Below are 17,266 nucleotides of genomic sequence, written 5' to 3'. Positions count from 1 at the left end.
CAAACCTGTTGCGTTTTCTAGTCATGAAAGACACCTCGATAAATGTATTTTCCACTTATCGAGGTGTCCGGGGAAATTAGACCACTGCAGGGTTCATTCAGTAGGACCGGCTTTAGCCGGGAATGCGTCGGGTGCGACACTGCAAAATTGATGGCGCTGCCACGGGCCTCTTCCCGGCTGAAGCCGGTCCCACTAACAGCATGGGTTCATTCAGTAGGACCGGCTTTAGCCGGGAAAGCGTCAGGCGTCACACTGCAAAATGGATGGCGCTGCCACCGGCCTCTTCCCGGCTGAAGCCGGTCCCACTTACAGCGTTCATTCAGTAGGACTGGATTTGGCCGGTCCTACTATTGGCACGGGTTCATTCAGTAGAACCGGCTTTAGCCGGGAATGCGTCGGGCGTCACACTGCAAAATGGATGGCGCTGATACAGGCCTCTTCCCGGCTGAAGCCGGTCCTACTAACGGCATGCAGTCCCGCCAGGAGATTGCAATTCGCGAGCGGGGTATATTGGCGGCCTTATTTGCCCAGACACCCCCCCATGAAACTCGACTCAGAAGACCTCGCCCAGATCACCGCCACTACCCTCGGCAATTACAACGAGGTCGCCGAGGGCTTTCGCGAAGGGACCCGCGACCATGATGTGAGCCAGAATATCGACGCGCTGCTGCGCAATATCACTGGCCCGGCGCCGTTTCTGATTCTCGATTTTGGCTGCGGGCCAGGCCGTGACCTGCAAACCTTCACCGCCATGGGCCACATCGCCACCGGCCTGGACGGCTCCGAACGTTTCGCCGACATGGCCCGTGTCGACAGCGGCTGCGACGTGCTCCATCAGAACTTCCTTGAGCTGAACCTCCCGACTGAACGTTTCGACGGCATCTTCGCCAACGCTTCGCTGTTCCACGTCCCTCGTCAGGAGTTGCCTCGGGTGCTGCGCGAATTGCACGCCGCGTTGAAGCCCGGCGGCGTATTGTTCAGCTCCAATCCCCGGGGTGACAATCAGGAAGGCTGGAAAGGCGAGCGCTATGGCGCGTTTCATGACCTGGCGTCATGGACCGGACTGCTGACCGAAGCCGGATTCACCGAGGTCGAGCACTACTATCGACCTGCTGGATTACCCAGGGATCAGCAACCCTGGCTGGCGAGTGTCTGGCGCAAGGCTTGAAGGGATTCAGGCATTTCACGCGTCACAAGATTCGCCACCAACGGGGCGAGCCGGCACAGATCCCGGCTCGCCGTTCGTTTATCGAGCAGGCGTCGGCCTTTCGTCCGCGCCACCTTGATCGCGCTCATTGTCTGCGCTCTTTTCCTGCTTCTCCCGCTCAGCGTTCTGACGCTCTTCGTCACTCGGCTCCTTGATCTTGTACCAGGCCACGTAAAGCGCTGGCAGGAACAGCAACGTCAACAGAGTCGCGATGATGATCCCGCCGATCATCGCGTAGGCCATCGGCCCCCAGAACACTTCGCGGGCGATGGGAATCATGCCCAGGCTTGCCGCCGCAGCGGTCAGGAGGATCGGACGACGACGGTGTTCAGTCGCCTCCGCCACCGCATCCCACGGCAGATAGCCGGCCACTTCATACTCATGAATCTGCGTCACCAGAATGACCGAGTTACGGATGATGATGCCGATCAGCGCCAGAATCCCGAGGATTGCCACAAACCCCATCGGCGTCCCGGTCGGCACCAGCGCGAGCACCACGCCGATCAATCCCAACGGCGCAACGCTGGCGACGATGAACATCTTCTGCACGCTGTGCAGCTGAATCATCAGGAACGTGGCCATCAGGAAGATCATCAACGGCACGACCTTGGCGATCGGCCCCTGCGCCTTGCCGCTCTCCTCCACCGTGCCGCCCGTGGCGACCTTGTAGCCCACCGGCAACCCGGCGGCGAATTTGTCGATCTCGGGCTTGAGTTCCTTGACCAGGTCAGTCGGCTGCATGTCGTCGCTCACGGCGGCCTTGAGCGTGATCGTCGGTTTGCGATCGCGACGCCACACCAGCGGCTGTTCCAGTTCGTAGCGCACATTGGCGAAGGCCAGCAGCGGAATCGACGTGCCTTGGGGCGTGACGATCTGCAGGTTTTGCAGGGTTTCCGGTGACCCGCGCTCGGCATCCACCGCACGACCGACGACGTTAATCAGGTAGATGTCGTCGCGCACCTGAGTCACCGCCGAGCCGGTCACGACGCTGTTCATCAACTGCGCAACGTCCTCGGACGACAAGCCCAGCTGCCGCGCCTTGTCCTGGTTGATGTCGATGCGCAGGACTTTGCCGGGCTCGTTCCAGTCGTAGATCATCTCGCCGATGTGCTGGTTTTTGTCCAACAGCGTGGCGAGTTCGATGGCGTGCTGGCGCACTTCATCAATGTTCTCGCCGCTGACCCGGTACTGAATCGGACGACCCACCGGCGGCCCCATTTCCAGCGCCTGCACATAAGTGCCGATGCCGACGAAGTCATCACGCAAGCGTTTTTGCAAGCGCTCGGTCAACGCGCCGCGCTCTTCCAGCCCTTTGCTGACGATCACCAACTGCGCGTAGTACGGGTTCTCCAGCTGCTGATCCAGTGGCAGGTAGAAACGCACCGCGCCTTCGCCAATGTAAGTGCTCCAGCTGACGATGTCCGGATCGTCCTTGAGGGTCGCCTCAAGCTTGTCCACTGCGCGGCGGGTCTCGTTGATCGACGCGTTCTGCGGCAGGTTGAGGTCGACCAGAATCTCCGGCCGGTCCGATGACGGGAAGAACTGGTTTTGCACGAAGCGCATGCAGAACAGCGAGGTGGCGAACAGCAAAATCGTGATGATGATGGTCAGCCAGCGATGGCGCATGGCCCAGAACATCGAGCCGTTGAACGCCCGTGCGATGCGACCGGGCTTGGCGTTCTCATCGTGCTTTTTCACGTTTTCGCTGAGGATGTGCACGCCGATCACCGGCGCGAACAGCACGGCAACGACCCACGACACCAGCATGGCGACGGCAATCACTGCGAACAGCGTAAAGGTGTATTCACCTGCCGAGCTGGCGTTCAGGCCGATCGGCACGAAGCCCGCGACCGTCACCAGCGTACCGGTGAGCATCGGGAAGGCCGTCGAGGTGTAGGCGTAGGTCGCGGCCTGGGCTTTGGTCTCACCTTTTTCAAGGCGTGACACCATCATCTCCACGGTAATCATCGCGTCATCGACCAACAGGCCGAGGGCAATGATTAGCGCGCCCAACGAAATACGCTGCATGGTGATGCCGCTGTATTCCATGAACACGAAGACCATCGCCAGCACCAGCGGGATCGAGCAGGCAACCACAAGCCCCGCACGCATGCCGAGGCTGATGAAGCTCACGATCAGTACGATCACCACCGCCTCGAACAGCGCGCTGGTGAAACCACCGACGGCTTTCTCTACCACTTGCGCCTGATCGGACACCACGTGCACGCCCACGCCAATCGGCAGGTCGGCGGTCGCGGCGCTCATGCGTTCGTGCAACTGCTTGCCGAACTCCTGAACGTTGCCGCCCTTCTTCATGGCGATGGCCAGGCCGATGGCGGTCTTGCCGTCGAAGCGGAACAGCGGCTTGGGCGGATCCACGTAGCCGCGGGTAATTTCGGCGATGTCGCTCAAGCGATAGAAGCGATCGTTGAGGCGCAGGTTGACGTTTTCCAGGTCTTTTTCCGACGCGAACTGGCCGGAGGTGCGCACTGATATGCGCTCAGGACCCGCCTCGATGACCCCGGCAGGCGTCACGGTGTTTTGCGATTGCAGGCTTTGCACGACCTGACGTTGATCCAGCCCCAGGGCGGCCAGCTTGCGGGTGGAGAAGTTCAGGTAGAGCACTTCGTCCTGCTCGCCGATCATCTCGACTTTGCCCAGACCCGGCACGTCGCGGATCTGGACGCGCACTTGCTCCACGTAGTCGCGCAGCTGGCGCAGGGTCAGGCCGTCGGAGGTAAAGGCGTAAATCGAACCGTAGACGTCGCCGAATTCATCGTTGAACGCCGGGCCTTGAATCCCCTGGGGAAATTGCCCGCGAATATCGTCGATCTTCTTGCGCACCTGGTACCAGATGTCAGGAATGGCCTCCGCGCTGGTGGTGTCGCGCAGGTAAACCATAACAGTGGACTCGCCCGGCCGGGTGTAGCTCTTCACGTAGTCGAGGGAGTCGAGTTCTTCGAGCTTTTTCTCGATGCGGTCGGTCACCTGCTCAAGGGTTTCATCCACGGTCGCGCCCGGCCAGCGGGTTTGTATGACCATGGTCTTGATGGTGAACGAAGGGTCTTCTTCGCGTCCCAGGTTCATGTAGGAAAACACGCCCATCAGCAGGCCGACGAACATCAGGTACCAGACAAAAGACTGATGCTTGATCGCCCAATCGGAGAGGTTGAACGTCCCTTTCATCGTGGGCTTTCCTTATCGACTTTGATTTTCTGCCCCGGCTTGAGGCTGTTGACGCCGGCGGTCACAATGCGATCGCCATCGTTGACGCCACCGGCCAGTACCACGGAATCATCACTGCGGCTGACGACCGTGACGACGCGTGGGGAAACCGTTTGATTCTGCGTGTCGATGACCCAGATCTGCGTTTTGCCATCCACTTCCTGCACGGAGGTGGCGGGCAGCTCGATGCGCGGTTTGATCGCCGAGCTCAGGGTCACGCTGATCGCTGTGCCCAAGCGGAAGGCCGACGGCGTTTCTGCCAGGGTCAAACGTGCGCGACGGGTGCGCGTGGTGCTTTCGGCCTGGGGTTCGAGTTCTCGCACGGTCGCGGTGGTGTTGATCTCTGGCTCCAACTGGCTGGCGACTGTGAAGACGACGTCGCTGGGCAGTTGATCACTCAATTGCGCCGGCAGGTCAATGACTGCCTCCTTGATGTCCGGGCGCGCCAGTGTCACCACCTGCTCACCTGCGCTGACCACCTGGCCGGCCTCGACTTTCCATTCGGTGACGACGGCATCGTGATCGGCGCGCAGCTCGCTGTAGCTCAACTGGTCCTTGGCCTGTTGCGTCGCGGCCTTGGCCTGGTCGTAGGAAGACTGGGTGGTTTTCAGGTCGGTGACGGCGACATCCAGCGCAGCCTGGGCGCCGACGCCGCGATCAAACAGCTCGTGCTGCCGACGGGCGTTGGCTTGGGCGTTGATTAACTGGGCTTCGACCCGGGCCAGATCGCCCTGGGTCGAGCGCACCTGGTTCTGTTGGTCCGTCGGGTCGAGCACCGCGAGCATGTCGCCCTTCTTGACCTGTGCGCCGACATCGACACTGCGCTGGGCGATGCGGCCCGAGACGCGAAAACCCAAGGTACTTTCATAGCGCGCGGCAATGTTGCCGGCGAAGCGACCGAGGCTTTCTTGCGCCTGGGGCTTCACTTCGATGAACAGCACCGGCCGAACCGGCTCCGGCGGCGGCTCTTCCTTGCTGCAGGCGCTTAACAGCAGACCGGTCAATATGATTCCCGACAGGCGCTTCATGGCTTGTCTCCTGTCGGTTGTTTGGAGGGATCGGGGTACACGTCGGCGAGTTCGACCTGCATGTCGGGGTGCAATAACTGGTTGCCGGCAACGACCACTTTTTCACCGTTCTTCAAACCGTCGACGATGATCACTTTGCCCGTCAGGTAGCGCCCGACCGTGACGCCGCGCAGGCTCACCTTGTTGTCACCATCGACCACCCAAACGGCAGGCTGGCCGAGCTGATCGCCCAGGCCCTTGGTGAGGGCCGACCACGGCAGTTCGACGCTGGTCCTGGCCGGCACGCTCAGGGCGGCACTGACCACCGAACCCAAGTCCATGCCCGGCGGCAGCGAGCTGAGTGCGATCTTCACTTGCAGCGTGCCCGTCTGCGCTGACACGGCTGGCGTGACTTCACGGACTTTACCGACGGCCTTGACCTTGGAGTTGTCCAGCAACGTGACTTCAACCGGCTGGTCGGTGGGCGGGTTAACGAACAGCGATTCGTAAACGTTGAACACGGCATCGCGCTCACCGTCACGGGCCAGACTGAAGATCGGTGCCGTCGGTTGCACGACCTGGCCGACTTCGGCCTGCCGCGCGGTGATGATCCCCGGCGCGTCGGCGATCAAGGCGGTGTAACTCAGTTGCTCGCGGGCGTTGGCCAGTTGCGCCTGGGCGGCTTTGAGCGCGCTCTGACTGCCGCGCAATTGCGCCTGGGCCGAATCGTATTCACTGCGACTGGTGTAGCCCTTGGGCAGCAGTTTTTCCTGACGCACGAAGGCGGCGGAGGTCTGTTTCACGCGCGCCTGCTCGGCGGCAACGGCAGCGATGGCGGAGTCGACGTTGGTTTGCAGGTCTTTAGGGTCGAGTTTGGCCAGCACTTGCTTGGCCGACACCCGATCGCCGACATCGACCGAACGCTGAATGATCTTGCCGCCCACCCGGAACGAAAGCTGCGTCTGCACCCGCGCCTGCACGTCCCCGGTCAGTGCCACGTCCGCAGCGAAATCGACCGTTTTGACCTCCTGCGCCTGCACGCGTGCGCGCACGGGCTCCTGGGGCTTTTCCTTGCCACAGCCGGCGAGAACGGCCAGGCACAGACCGATGGAAATAACGGTCAGACGACCACGAAAAAGAGGGAGTTGGGCGGGCATGCAAGCTCCTTGTGCCAAGCCATTACGACACCGCGCCGCCGAACGCCGTTGCGATGTGGTCATGCGACTGTGAGCGTAGATCAGGGTTCCTTGGGGTAAGGAACTCTGCCGGGCTCTAGGTCGCACGCCAATTTACGCTAGAGCGCGCCTGTTCGCGATGGGGGCGGATCTATGACATCGATGTTGGCAGACACACCGCCTTCGCGAGCAAGCTCGCTCTCATGAACATGACAACGCCGCAGCTCTGCCTGCGGACACTGCTTAAAGGGGACTGATTTATTTACAACTCCACCGTAAATTAATCTGTCCCCGCGCTAGCAGTCTGCCGCAGGCATTTTGAGTTACTGAGTCTTGCCAACGCTTCGCGTCACATCCCCCCAAGCCCAAGGCGCCCCGGCAAGAGCAGATGCCGGCTTTTGGATTACCGCACTCGGGGACAGATTAATTTACGGAGAAGCGCTGTAAATAAATCAGTCCCCGTTTAACCCGTCCCCGTTTAACCCACCGCCTTCGCGAGCAAGCCCACTCCCACAGGGGTTGTGTTTGACGCGAAACAGCGCGTCGTCTGGACGACGGGATATCTCACAAGTTCGCTGCGTCCCAAACATCTGGCTCGGGCGCAAATCCCCTGTAGGAGCAATCGGAGGTTACGACGGTCGCGAAGGCGGTGTAACCGGCACACCGCCTCCCTATCTGACGTGCCTAAACAGCCCGATCAAACATCAAGAATCAACTCCCCGCGCCGCCGTGGGCTTCTTCGAAGAAGAAATCCTTCCAGCTGTCGGCCTTGTTTTTCAGCACACCCAGCTCGTGCAGTTTTTCGGCGTAGATGAACGTGCGCTGGGGCACGACGGTGAAGTCGATTTCCGGGTCAGAGACGATCTTCTCCACCAGCGGCAACGGCAGTTTCGATTTCTCGACGTCGATGTAGGTCTTCGCCGCCGCAGGCTTGTCCGCCTTGATGATTTTCTCGGCCTCGGCCAGCGCGTCGTAGAACGCTTTGTAGGTCTTCGGGTTTTCGTCGTGGAATTTCTGGGTGGTGTAGAGCACGTTGAACGTCGCCTGGCCGCCCAGCACATCGTACGAACTCAGCACCTTATGCACCTTGGGGTTTTCCAGCTCCTGATACTGAAAGGGCGGGCTGGAGAAGTGCGCGCTGATCTCCGAACCGCCGGCGATCAGCGCCGAGGTTGCATCCGGGTGCGGCAGGCTGACCGAGATGTTGTCGAATTTCTTGAAATTGTCGCTCCCGAAGAGCTTCGCGGTTTCGATCTGCAAGGTGCGCGACTGGAAACCCACGCCCGCCGCCGGCACCGCGATGCGGTCCTTGTCGGTGAAGTCGTTGAGGGTCTTTACGTTCGGATTGTTACTGAGCAGGTAATTGGGCATCGAGCCCAACGAAGCAATCGCCTTGACGTTCTGCTTGCCCTTGGTCCGGTCCCAGATGGTCAGCATCGGCGGCACGCCCGCCGACACCACGTCCAGCGCGCCAGCCAGCAGGGCTTCATTCATCGCGGTGGCGCCGGAGATGCTGTTCCAGTCGACCTTGATGTCCAGGCCCTGTTCCTTGCCGTGCTTCTCGATCAGCTTCTGCTGCTGAACGACGTCCAGAATCAGATAACCGATACCGAACTGCTGGGCGATGCTGATCTTGCCTTCAGCGTGGGCGCCGCTGCTCAACAATGCGCCAGCCAGACCCAAGGCGGCGGCGAGCGCGGTCAGTGCCGGGCGCTTGAACGGTGCAGCTGTCTTTGAAAAATCCATACATTTCTCACGATGAAGGCGAAAGGGGGTGACGGCCTCATTGCCCATCCAGCGGCCACAAGGCGGAGCGTTCGTTGATAAGGCAGATCAGCGCTGCATGCCCCACCGCTTCACGGTCAGGCGCTCGACGTTGCTGAACAGCAGGTTTTCCACCAGCAGACCGATGATGATTACCGCCGCCAGACCCGCGAACACCTTGTCGGTGTACAGCTCGTTGCGATTCTGGAAGATGTACCAGCCCAGACCGCCCTTGCCCGAGGACGCGCCGAACACCAGCTCAGCGGCAATCAGGGTTCGCCAGGCAAACGCCCAGCCGATCTTCAGACCGGCGAGAATCGACGGCAGCGCCGCGGGGATCAGGATGTACCAGACGAACCGCAGCCCCTTGAGCCCGTAATTGCGCCCGGCCATGCGCTGGGTTTCAGAGACCCCGAGAAATCCCGCGTAGGTATTCAACGCCAGTGCCCAGAGCACGGAGTGCACCAGCACGAAGATCAGGCTGTTTTCACCCAGGCCGAACCACAGCAGCGACAACGGCAGCAGCGCGATGGCCGGCAACGGGTTGAACATCGCCGTCAGCGTGCCGAGCAGGTCGCGGCCCAGTTGGGTCGACACCGCCAGCGTGGTCAGGCCGAACGCCAGGACGATGCCGATCAGGTAACCCTTGACCAGGACCGTCAGGGAGATCCAGACCTTGGTCAGCAATTCGCCACTGGCGATGCCGTCGATAAACGCCGAAGCGGTTTGCAGAAAGCTCGGCAGCAGCAAGTCGTTGCCTTGAATGCGCGCGGCGACTTCCCAGATGATCGCGAGGGCGGCGAGGATGACGGCCTTGCGCACCCAGCTCACCTGCCAGATGCGTTGCGCGAGGGAAATGTCGCGGGCCAGGTCTTCCTGCGTGAAAGGCTCCAGCACGACTTCGTATTCTTCCCGCAGAGGGGGTGAAAGGCTCATGGGTGCAATCTCTTGATGGGGTAGCGCGACGAACCGCGATCAGTAGGCAATCCGAACATCCTGAAACCGCAGATCCGGCTCGACTGCAGGCGCTTCACCCTCGTCGAACAACAGCCGGTGAATGCGCTGAGCAGACGCCTGGAACTCAACCCCGCCAAGGCTTTTCAAGTTGTACTGATGGCTGTTGATCTCGGCGCGCACGCGGCCCGGATGGGGCGACAGCAGCAGAATCCGGTTGCCCACCACCAGCGCTTCCTCGATGGAGTGGGTCACGAACAGCAGCGTGAAGCGCACCTCTTCCCACAACTCCAGCAGCTCCTCCTGCATCTTGCGACGGGTCAATGCGTCGAGCGCGGCGAAGGGCTCGTCCATCAGCAGGATCTTGGGCTGCATCGCCAGCGCCCGGGCAATCGCCACGCGTGCCTTCATGCCGCCGGACAACGTGTGCGGATAGGCATCGGCGAAGGCGCTCAGGCCGACCTTCTCCAGGTAATACCGCGCACGTTCCTCGGCTTCACGACGCTTGAGGGTGCGCGAGGCCAGCAGCGGAAACATGACGTTCTGGATCACCGTCTTCCACGGCGGCAACTGGTCGAATTCCTGAAACACCACAATGCGGTCCGGCCCCGGCTCCCTGACCTGCTGGCCAGCCAGACGAATCTGTCCTTCGCTGGGCTGAATGAATCCGGCCACGGCTTTAAGGAGCGTGGACTTGCCGCAGCCCGACGGGCCGAGCAACACGAAGCGGTCGGCCGGATCGATTTCAAAACTGACCTGATGGGTGGCCCGCACTACGCGTTCCGGCGTGCGGTACTCAAGGCTGACGCCCTGTACTTGCAGCAGCGCTTCAGCGGTGGGCTGATTGGCCTGGTGCGCGTTCAAGCGATCGCTAGCCGTGTGGCTTTGCAGAACAGCATTCATGGAGCTCTCCTAGATCAGAACGGCGCATCGCCCTGAATGGTGGTGCGGTGCAAGCGACGGCGCAGGTGATCGGGCGTGCCGCCGGCCAGATGAATCAGCGAACGGTTGTCCCAGAACACCATGTCGTTCTCCTGCCACTTGTGGCGGTAAACGCCTTCCGGGCGAACGCTGTGGGCGTACAGCTCAGTGAGAATCGCCTGACTCTCGTCTTCCGGCAGGCCGACGATGTGGGTGGTGAAGCCTTCGCTGACAAACAGCGCCTTGCGCCCGTTTTCCGGGTGGGTGCGCACAATCGGATGGCTGACCACCGCAACTTGGGCCAGCTGTTCAGCGCTGAGGGTCGGGCGCCAGTTATCGGCGTTATGCCCATGGCTGTAACGCGAGGTGTAGCTGTGCGCGGCGCTGCGACCTTCAACGGCCTTGCGCAGGTGCTCGGGCAGCGTGTCCCACGCCAGGTGCATGTCGGCGAACAGGGTGTCGCCGCCTTCGCTCGGCAGTTCCTGGGCGTAGAGCATCGAGCCCAGGCTTGGCAGTTCTTTGTAGGACAGGTCCGAGTGCCAGTACTTGCCCGCATCGCCCAGCCCCACCGGCTGACCGTTCTCGACGATATTGGAGACGATCAAAATTTCGGGATGATTGGCGAGCAGGAACTGCTTGAGCACATGAATCTGCAGGACGCCAAATCGGCGGCTGAAATCGATCTGTTGCTGCGGAGTGATGTGCTGATCGCGAAAAACCACCACGTGATGATCGAGATGCGCTTGATGCACGCGGGCAAAATCGGCGTCGTTAAGCGGACGGGACAGATCCAGACCGACGATTTCCGCGCCCACCTTTTCGGCGAATGGACGCACATCGAACGGCTGACCGGGCGCTTGCGCGGACGAAGCGTGGGAGGCTGCTGGCATGAGAACTCCGACTCCAAAAGGCGTGGCTGAGGAGGGAGGACTTTAAAGCTATAAGAACGGAAGTTTAAATATCGTTAGAGCATATGCATAGCGCCGAACAACCTATCGAAGGCCGTCGGTACTCATTGTCATCACCGCAGCCGCAGGCCCGGAAACGTTGACGAATTTCTACGTTAAAACGCAAAAACGCGCTTGCCCGTCGCCACTCCCTGCAGCCGATGACAGTGCGTCAGCGAAGCGGGAGCAGCGGCGGGCAAGCGCGTTTTTTATCGTTGAGCGCGCGGCAGTTGCTCGCTCAGGCCTTCATCAGAACGCCGGCAGTACCGCGCCGTCGTACTTCTTGTTGATGAAGTCTTTGACTTGCTGGCTGGTCAGCGCTTTGGACAGCTTCTCGATCGCGTCGGTGTGAGCGTTGTCGGTACGGGTCACCAGATAGTTCACGTACGGCGAGTCGGCACCTTCCAGAATCAGCGCATCCTTTTTAGGGCTGAGCTTGGCTTCCAGCGCGTAGTTGGTGTTGATCAGATCCAGGTCAACCTGATCCAGCGCGCGCGGCAGCAGCGCCGATTCCAGCTCGCGGAATTTCAGGTGCTTCGGGTTGGTGGCGATGTCTTTCGGCGTCGCCAGAGCGTCTTTCGGGTCTTTCAGGGTGATCAGGCCGTTCTTCTGCAACAGCAGCAGGGCGCGACCGGCGTTGCTGCCTTCGTTAGGGATGGCAACGGTTGCGCCATCAGGCAGCTCGGCGATCGACTTCCACTTCTTCGAGTAGCCGCCGAACGGTTCGACGTGTACGCCGACACCAGTCACCAAGGTAGCGCCCTTGCCTTTGTTGAAGCCGTCCAGGTAAGGCTTGGTCTGGAAGTAGTTGGCGTCCAGACGCTTCTCGTTCAGTTGCACGTTCGGCTGCACGTAGTCGGTGAAGACCTTGATTTGCAGGTCCACGCCTTCTTTGGCCAGTTCAGGCTTGATCAGCTCCAGGATCTCGGCGTGCGGAACAGCGGTGGCGCCCACAACGAGCTTCTCGGCGGCGTGTGCAGCGCTGATGCCCAGGGAGAGAGCGGCCGCCAGTGCGGTGAACAGAAACGTCTTCTTCATGCGATGTCCTTAATAGAAATCGGGTCGCCTCGTGGGCGACTGTGCCTTCGATCTGCCGCGGGATCGACCCTTGGCAGGGTGGCGGCTGATGCGGACAGTACCGAGATTTTTTATTCCGAGACAATACTTTTTAGTCGGATGGTTATGCTTTTTCGTTCTCATGGGGCGTTTTCCCACCGGCCCATCAAATACATGAGCCCGAGTGCCCTCAGCGAACAGGCAGATTCAGGTGTTCCGGCAGGATTTCCGCACCGCTGCTGACCAGCAGCGCGAAGTGAATGACGTTCTCCAGCTCCCGCGTATTGCCCGGCCAGTAATGGGCTTCAAGCACGCGCTGCGCGTCCTCGCCGATCAACGGCATCTCGAAGCCGAAGCGCTGGCTGTAAATCCCCAGGAAGTACTCGGCCAGTGGCAGGATGTTGCCCGGCTGCTCGCGCAACGCCGGCAGATCGAGGCGCCCTTCATTCAAGTAGCGATAAAGCCGCTCATGGAATTTGCCGGCGGCGACTGACAGGCGCAGATCGATGCTGGTCGCTGCGACCAGCCTGACGTCGACCTGGCTGGGCTGCGTGGCGCCGACGCGGGTGACTTCGTGGTTTTCCAGCGCCGCCAGCAACTTGATCTGGATCGCCATTGGCAGGTCGGCGATCTCATCAAGATAAAGGGTGCCGCCGGTTGCCGAGCCGAACCAGCCGGCACGACTGCTGGCAGAACCGCTGTGGGCGCCAGCGGCGTAACCGAACAGCTCGGCGTCGGCGTAAGTCGAGCTGATGGCGCCGCAGTTGACCGACACGAACAACCCGGCCCGGTCGCTGCCACGGTGAATATGACGCGCGAGCAATTCCTTACCTGTGCCGGATTCGCCGCGGATCAGAACCGGCAGGTCCAGTGGCGCCAGCAGCTCCATCTCTTCGCGCAGCTGCCGTGATCGAGGATCGACGAACACCAAGGCCTTGGCGCGGATGCTCAGCGGGCTTTTTTCAGCATCAGGGAAGGTCAACAGCGGGTGGCTCGAAATGTTGGAAAGGCTCATGGCAGGCTCCCGCCCCGGCCATTCATGGACCCGGGCGTTGAAAAAAAAGCCGCAGCACCTGTCGGTTCACTGCGGCGAAAATGATGCTGAGAACAGTGGGCTCGTGCGCAACGACGGTGACGTGTGCTGATGTCATGCGCGGCGGCGGGTAAGTTGCTCGATACGCCCTTGCAGCCGGTACAGGTAAGCGAAACCCTGCTCCCAACGCTGATGGCCGGACTTCACGTTGATATGGCCAGCGCCGCTGAGGATGCCGATTTCGGCGCCCCAGTTGCGGGCCATTTCCATTGCGCGCAACGCACTGACGGCTGAATCGTTGTCCGAGCTGACCACTTGGATCGGGAACGGCAGCAGGCGCTCGGGAATCGGCGCGAAATTGCGGATCGCCGGCGGGCAATTGGGGCGTTCGACATCAGCGGGGGCCACCAGCAAGGCCCCTCGCACCTGACGCAAACTCGTCAAAGGCGCCAGCTGCGCCCAATGGGCGACGGTGACGCAACCCAGGCTGTGGGCGATGAGAATCACCGGCGAGCTATCAGAGGCAATGACGCGTTGCAGCTCACCCACCCAATCTTCTCGACGCGGCTTGAGCCAGTCGGCCTGCTCCACACGCACGCTGTTGGGCAGGCTGTTCTGCCAGTGGGTTTGCCAATGGTCGTCGGCAGATCCTTGCCAGCCTGGCACGATCAGGTAACGGATCGATTCGTTATGCATGGCCTTCGCCTCCTGCATGTTGCGTTCATGGGGGCGAGTATAGGGATCGGACATATATTCGAAAAAGAATAAGAAGCTATTTATTAATAGCTCGAAAATATATGCCGCTGCATCAGAAGAAGGCGCCAAAAAAGAGGGCCACCCCCTGCCTTAAAGGGGTGACCCTGAGAATCACGCTGTCTGCCCCCAGCTCGCCGGGGATGAGCAGAGATTAAGGGGCGGTTGTTACAGAAATTTTTATCCGGAGAAATTTCCTACAAAAGGGACAGACTGGCGCAATGGTCCGTCAGGTATCAACCGCGCGCAGGCTTGAGCACCGAGTCATTTTCAGTCATCCGTTCAAACCGATTGGCCCGCCCGAAGGTGCCGAAGTCATTGAAGCGCACGCCCATCTCAGCCATGACCTTGTGCGCAACGGATGCCGTCATCTGGCGGATGTAGAAAGGCTCCTTCACCACAAAATGATGGATGCCATGGGTGCTGCCGAAGTTGAAGCAGAACGCCTGCAGCGGCCACATCCACCACGGGTTGAGCACTTGGGTCTGCTGCATGACATTGCCCATCTCGACGTCGCCGTAGTAATGCATGTTCGAACTGACGAAATGCAGACAGAAGGTCCTCAGCACGTTCGGGCCCACCAACACCACAACAGCGATGTCGATGACGTGCATGACCGCCAGCGTATCCGCCGACCATTCAATCGGGCTGCCCATCAGACCGGCAATGCCATTGGCGGCATGGAAGCCGAGAAACACATACCACGTGCCCCAATTCGCCAGCGCCAGAGGCGCATAGACACGCAGGGTGCGCTTGAGAATGCTGAACTTATGCGCCCAGATTTTCGCGCGCAGCATGCGGATCAGCGACGACATGACGTTATCGCCCACCATCAGCAACCGCGCCACGCCCCATGGCTCGCCGTTGGTGATGGCGCGCTCCTCCATATCGGCCTCGGTGCCGGAGACCTTGTGATGGTTGAGGTGCAGATGCCGACGAATCCATGGGTTGATCGTGCTCGGCCGCGCGAGCCAGACCAGTGCCAGCATCAGGTTATGGGGCACGCGCTGTTTGCGGAAATACATGCTGTGGATCAGGTCGTGTTCAAGCTCGTGGGTCAGCGAGGCGAAGAACGCATTCAGCAGCAGACACGCCCACCAGGCCAGGTAACCCCCGAGATAGAGCGCCGCGCTGCCGATCATGCCGGCCAGTGCGAAGAACAGGATGCCGGCGCCAATGGCGTCCTGATGCCGTAGCAGCGGATAGCGCTCACGCAACGCGGCGCCGTGGGCGGAAACCACGGCACGAATATGCGCTGATCGTTGTTGTGCATTCAGTCCGGCAGCACTTGCAGAAGTGTCGTGCATGATTCCATTCTCCGGTTTCAGGATGAGAAAACGTGGCACCACTGTGCCGCTTGGGGAGGGAAGCTGCCTGACCGTGAACGCCAATCTGTAGACCGGAGGCGCCAACCTGTATGTCTGAGCCGAGCATTCTCGCCAGCTGGACCCGCGCCCTGCGCAAGCAACTCGATGCTCTCGGCCTCGATAGCCTCGCGCTGAGTCAGGCTGCAGGCCTGGATCCGCAGCTGATGGATGATCCCAACGCGCGATACCCGGTGACAGTGACCACCCGTTTCTGGGAGCTGGCGGTGCAGGCCAGTGGCGATCCGGCGCTGGGCTTGCGGGTGTCTCGTTTCGTCAGCCCGACGACCTTTCACGCACTGGGTTACGCGCTGGTCGCCAGCGGCTCGTTGCGTGAGGTGTTCGAACGCATCGTGCGTTATCACCCGGTGGTGAGCGACGCGCTGGTGATGAGCTTTGAACGTGTGGATGAGCGTTACGAATTTCGTTTCCGCGTGCCCGACGGCAGCCAGGTGCCGGCCAATGAGGCCATGGACGCCTTCGCCGCAATCTATGTGCGCACCTGTCGCAACCGCCTGGGCCGTCATTACGCGCCGCTGGCCGTGCACCTGATGCGTCCGCAACCGGAAGACCCTCAGCCGTGGCATGACGTCTTCCGTGCGCCGCTGTTTTTCGGCGCGGCGGAAAATCTGCTGAGTTTTGCCAGCGAGGATTTCGACAGGCACCTGGACGATGGAAATCCGGAGCTGGCCGTGCACAACGAGGCGGTGCTCAACCGCACCCTCGAGCAAATCAGTGCACTGACGTGGGAGCGCAAGGTGCGTGGCGCCATCGAGACCCACTTGCCGGAGGGCGAGCCGTCCGCCGAACACATCGCCCACACCCTGCACCTGAGCCTGCGCAGCCTTCAACGCCATCTGGCCGACGAGGGTTGCCGCTACGACTTGCTGCTCAATCAATGCCGGCAGAATCTGGCCCTGCAGCACATGCGCGACCCCGGTTGCTCGCTCAGTGAAGTCGCCTATCTGCTCGGTTTCGCCGACACCAGCAGTTTCAGCCGCGCGTTTAAGCGCTGGACCGGCATCACGCCAAGCCAGTATCGCGAAGGAATGCTGCGCTGACGGGTGACGCCCTCAGCCGCATGCGCCGGTCAGGCGATGAAGGGCCGCCTCACGCAGCCATTCAATGTCCAGCACGCCGATAAGATCGTGATCGCGCCGGACGAGCTGCCGTTCGGCGAGCTGCCCCAACACCAGCTCGACCACCTCACCGCTCAACCCGAGGCAGCGATTCGAGGCCATGTCGGCAAGGGGCACGCTGCGCACGGAGCGGTCCATCTCGCCATAGGCTTCGGCCAGCATCAGCAGCCGAAACGCCACGCGCTCTTCAGTCGGCATCAGGGTGATGTCTTCGATGGCGGGCACGGCGAGGCCGAGCTTGCGTCCCAGCAAATCGCGGAAGTGCCGCCAAAAGGCCGGGTGCTCGGCCAGCAGTTGCTTGAGTGGCGCGTGGGGCATGTGCAGGAGGATGACTGCATCCTGAGCGAACACATCGTGGGTTGCGGGGAGGTCGTCGAACAACGAGGCCTCGCCGAACCAGAAGGGCCGATAGCCTTCTGCCGGGGGCATGTCCCCCTGCTGCGGCTTGAGGGGATTGATGCGCAACGAGCCCGTGAGCAACGCGTACAGACCGGGCGCCGGGTCGCCGCGCTGGAAGATCGATTTGCCGGGCGTCACCCGGCGCTGCCGCATGCTGCTCAGCAAGCTATCCTGCAACAGCGCAGGCAGATCGCGGAACCATCGGTCGTTGATAAACCATGAGCGCCATTGGGTTCCATTCGTCATGTGAATCTCCTTTTGATAGCCGGCGTTTTGTTGCAGGCTGAGCCGTGCAGCGGGCTCAGCCTTAAAAAATCAGCGG

At 61.0% G+C, this 17,266-nt stretch carries 13 protein-coding genes and 1 pseudogene; 2 read left to right on the top strand and 12 right to left on the bottom strand.

All coding sequences use genetic code 11. The features are described from left to right. Positions 1–541 precede the first annotated feature (541 nt). Positions 542–1,168: a class I SAM-dependent methyltransferase gene (locus QWI18_RS23710; RefSeq protein WP_369320014.1), complete on the top strand. Its 627-nt coding sequence runs from the start codon at positions 542–544 to the stop codon at positions 1,166–1,168. A gap of 78 nt (positions 1,169–1,246) precedes the next feature. Here the strand turns inward: QWI18_RS23710 and QWI18_RS23705 are convergent, their stop codons facing one another. The 11 genes and pseudogenes from QWI18_RS23705 to QWI18_RS23655 form a co-directional block, all read right to left on the bottom strand. Next, positions 1,247–4,393, bottom strand: a complete 3,147-nt coding sequence (locus QWI18_RS23705; RefSeq protein WP_369320013.1) for an efflux RND transporter permease subunit — start codon at positions 4,391–4,393, stop codon at positions 1,247–1,249. Then, on the bottom strand, positions 4,390–5,460 hold the full coding sequence (locus QWI18_RS23700) for an efflux RND transporter periplasmic adaptor subunit (protein WP_192135884.1): 1,071 nt from the start codon (positions 5,458–5,460) through the stop codon (positions 4,390–4,392). The genes QWI18_RS23705 and QWI18_RS23700 overlap by 4 nt, the downstream gene beginning before the upstream one ends. After that, entirely contained in the window at positions 5,457–6,596 is a 1,140-nt protein-coding gene (locus QWI18_RS23695) for an efflux RND transporter periplasmic adaptor subunit (RefSeq protein ID WP_192135882.1), read from the bottom strand. The genes QWI18_RS23700 and QWI18_RS23695 overlap by 4 nt, the downstream gene beginning before the upstream one ends. Positions 6,597–7,325: 729 nt before the next feature. Then, positions 7,326–8,360 (bottom strand): ABC transporter substrate-binding protein, encoded by a 1,035-nt coding sequence (locus QWI18_RS23690; RefSeq protein WP_369320012.1) that lies wholly within the window; start codon positions 8,358–8,360, stop codon positions 7,326–7,328. Positions 8,361–8,447: 87 nt separating this feature from the next. Then, positions 8,448–9,314, bottom strand: a complete 867-nt coding sequence (locus QWI18_RS23685) for an ABC transporter permease (protein WP_369320011.1) — start codon at positions 9,312–9,314, stop codon at positions 8,448–8,450. 39 nt (positions 9,315–9,353) lie between these two features. After that, on the bottom strand, positions 9,354–10,196 hold the full coding sequence (locus tag QWI18_RS23680) for an ABC transporter ATP-binding protein (RefSeq protein WP_192173232.1): 843 nt from the start codon (positions 10,194–10,196) through the stop codon (positions 9,354–9,356). 53 nt (positions 10,197–10,249) lie between these two features. Further along, a complete protein-coding gene (locus tag QWI18_RS23675; RefSeq protein ID WP_065990993.1) occupies positions 10,250–11,143 on the bottom strand; it encodes a TauD/TfdA family dioxygenase in 894 nt (297 codons plus the stop codon). A gap of 306 nt (positions 11,144–11,449) precedes the next feature. Next, the gene (locus QWI18_RS23670; protein WP_065990991.1) at positions 11,450–12,238 is read right to left on the bottom strand and encodes a MetQ/NlpA family ABC transporter substrate-binding protein; all 789 of its coding nucleotides are present in this window, start codon (positions 12,236–12,238) and stop codon (positions 11,450–11,452) included. 217 nt (positions 12,239–12,455) lie between these two features. Further along, a pseudogene (locus QWI18_RS23665) lies at positions 12,456–13,271 on the bottom strand (sigma 54-interacting transcriptional regulator); the annotation flags it as partial. Positions 13,272–13,403: 132 nt separating this feature from the next. Continuing rightward, on the bottom strand, positions 13,404–13,985 hold the full coding sequence (locus QWI18_RS23660; protein ID WP_369320010.1) for an alpha/beta hydrolase: 582 nt from the start codon (positions 13,983–13,985) through the stop codon (positions 13,404–13,406). 293 nt (positions 13,986–14,278) lie between these two features. Then, positions 14,279–15,349 (bottom strand): fatty acid desaturase, encoded by a 1,071-nt coding sequence (locus tag QWI18_RS23655; RefSeq protein ID WP_369320009.1) that lies wholly within the window; start codon positions 15,347–15,349, stop codon positions 14,279–14,281. A gap of 110 nt (positions 15,350–15,459) precedes the next feature. On the opposite strand from QWI18_RS23655, the gene QWI18_RS23650 reads away from it, so the two are divergent. Further along, positions 15,460–16,467: an AraC family transcriptional regulator gene (locus tag QWI18_RS23650; RefSeq protein WP_369320008.1), complete on the top strand. Its 1,008-nt coding sequence runs from the start codon at positions 15,460–15,462 to the stop codon at positions 16,465–16,467. Positions 16,468–16,479: 12 nt separating this feature from the next. Here QWI18_RS23650 and QWI18_RS23645 read toward each other — a convergent pair whose 3' ends face one another. After that, a complete protein-coding gene (locus QWI18_RS23645; RefSeq protein ID WP_369320007.1) occupies positions 16,480–17,190 on the bottom strand; it encodes a Crp/Fnr family transcriptional regulator in 711 nt (236 codons plus the stop codon). Between the last annotated feature and the right edge of the window lie 76 nt (positions 17,191–17,266).

It is taken from the genome of Pseudomonas sp. W2Oct36, assembly GCF_041060465.1.
In the GTDB taxonomy this organism is placed as follows: Bacteria; Pseudomonadota; Gammaproteobacteria; order Pseudomonadales; family Pseudomonadaceae; genus Aquipseudomonas; species Aquipseudomonas graminis_B.
Note: the sequence above shows the minus strand (reverse complement) of the source record. Positions and strands in the feature narration are given on the sequence as shown.